The sequence below is a fragment of the uncultured Caballeronia sp. genome (genome assembly GCF_964243625.1).
Lineage (GTDB): Bacteria > Pseudomonadota > Gammaproteobacteria > Burkholderiales > Burkholderiaceae > Caballeronia.
The window spans coordinates 1-2,079 of record NZ_CAXTGZ010000837.1 but is presented as its reverse complement, the minus strand read 5'-3'; the positions used below and the strand labels follow the sequence as shown (position 1 = coordinate 2,079).

2 protein-coding genes and 1 pseudogene are annotated in these 2,079 nt (G+C 56.9%); 2 read left to right on the top strand and 1 reads right to left on the bottom strand.

All coding sequences use genetic code 11. The features are described from left to right. Positions 1-547: acyltransferase family protein (locus ACFFAR_RS31565; RefSeq protein WP_375509269.1), on the top strand; the 547-nt coding region annotated here is incomplete at its 5' end. Positions 548-669: 122 nt separating this feature from the next. Here ACFFAR_RS31565 and ACFFAR_RS31560 read toward each other — a convergent pair. Next, positions 670-1,851 (bottom strand): annotated as a pseudogene (locus ACFFAR_RS31560) (YhcG family protein). A 3-nt stretch (positions 1,852-1,854) separates the two neighbouring features. Here ACFFAR_RS31560 and ACFFAR_RS31555 point away from each other — a divergent pair. Next, positions 1,855-2,079: hypothetical protein (locus ACFFAR_RS31555; protein ID WP_375509268.1), on the top strand; the 225-nt coding region annotated here is incomplete at its 3' end.

Genomic DNA, 2,079 nt, shown 5'->3' with positions numbered 1-2,079 from the left:
GATCGGGATGAAGGCGGTGCTGGCGAGTGTGGGCGTTGTCAACGTAGTGTCCGCGCTCGTGTTCGAGCGTCACGAGATCATCTTGTTTGCGTCGTACTGGTTCTCGTGGACGCTCGGCGCGTGGATCGCCGAAGCGAAGGCCGCGCCGGATGCGGTCAAGTTGACGAAGGGATCGTGGAAACTGCTGGGCGCGGCACTCGTGGTTGCGTTGGCTGGATGTGCCGCGTTCCAGGTTGCGCAGTATCTGGCGTTCCAGCTTTGGGCAGTGGCGTTCGCGCTGTATCTGTATCAGGTACTCGATAAACCCATGCGAAATTCGTTGCCCGTACGGGGATTTTCATGGCTCGGCGAGTTCAGCTTCTCGCTGTATATCGTGCATATTCCGATTCTGATTTTCCTTGGATCGCTGCTGTTCCGCTCGACACTGCAGACCGCGATCTGGCCGTCGTTCGTGTTCTTGATCGTGCCGGTGGCGGTGGGGTTCGTGTTTTATATGCTTGTAGAACGGCCTGCCATGCATTGGTCGGCTAGTTTCAAGCGGAGGTAGGTGAAGGGCGGTGAGGCCGTTGCCAAACAGCGCACGGATGTTAATAAACGACCAGCCGACCGCCGCTCAACGGATGACGCCGTTTCGGTTTGGCTACGGCGCAAGCCGATCAAATCACGGATTTACTTGTCATCATCCACATCGCCGGCTTGTTTGAAGCGCCGTGCTTCCAGCTCCAGCCGCGTCTTGGCTAACTCTTTAGCCAGCAGCTTTTCGTCAGGCAATACGGTCTGGTACTCTGCAGCCAGCACTTTGTTCGGCAGGCCTTCGAGCGCGTAACGAGCTTCTGCCGCGCCTTTTTCGGCGCAGAGAATCAAGCCTACGGGTGGATTTTCTCCAGGCTTCATCCAATGTTCGCGCGCGTAGTTGAGGTACAGGTGCATTTGGCCGGCATCGGCATATCCAAATTTGCCGACCTTGAGGTCAATCACCAGCAGGCACTTGAGATGACGATGGAAGAAAAGCAGATCGACGCGGAATCAGGTGTCGTCGATGCGTAGCCGGCGCTGACGGCCTACAAACGCGAAGTCATCGCCCAATTCCAGCAGAAAGTCGGCCAGGTGCTGGATTAATGCGTCTTCCAAGTCGGATTCGGAGTATTCGTCCTTGAGATTGAGAAATTCCAGAACGAAGGGGTCTTTGATCGCCTGCTCGGGTGTAAGGGCGTCGCCTGGTTTGACCACCTCGCTTTTTTCCAGCATGGCAGCCTTGTTGCGGGATAAAGCCGTGCGTTCGTAAAACTGGCTGCCAATTTGTCGATCAAGCTGGCGTACCGACCACCCTCCACGCAGAGTTTCAGCTTCGTAGAAGGTCCGAGCCTGCTCACTTTTGACCGAAAGCAGACGCACATAGGCCGACCAAGGCAGGGGAAAGGCATTTGCAACGGTGAATAAGTCAACTACGTTACGCCGCAGGGAATCTGACGTTTTTGTGCTGACAGAAACCGCAGACGGTATCTGCGGATTTTGATGTCCGCTCAATTTCGCAGACACTGTCTGCGAAATTCGCTCCGTCGGCCAAGCCTGGTAGAACGAGCGCATTTGCTCTAGGTTGCGCGCGGAGAAGCCGCGGCCGAATCGGGCAGACAAGTCGGCGGATAGTCGCTTGATCAGCGCGTCGCCGTATGCCGCCCGATCCTGCCCGCGTTGTTCGAACTCGACGACGCGTCTGCCAATCTCCCAGTAACTGGCAGTCATCAGCGCATTGACGCTGCGTGCGGCAGCGAGGCGTGTACTTTCCAGCAAAGCCACGATATCGCCGTGGATGCCGACATAATCGGAATGCGAGGAAACGAGATCGGTCATACCGTGGTCTCGTTTTTCAACGTCGAGTTTCGGCGCAGCGAACGCTTCCCGCTTCTCACCGCGTCATTATTCCTGTTCTCGATCACCTCTGCCTCCTCGCCCACTGTCCATAGCCTCTCGCACGCTAATCAGTTCAGGACGACGGCTTCGATGAAGTCGTGCCTGAAGCAGACGCACCTAACCCCGCGCAGCACCGGCACATTGTACCGGCGACACCCGCAGGCGATG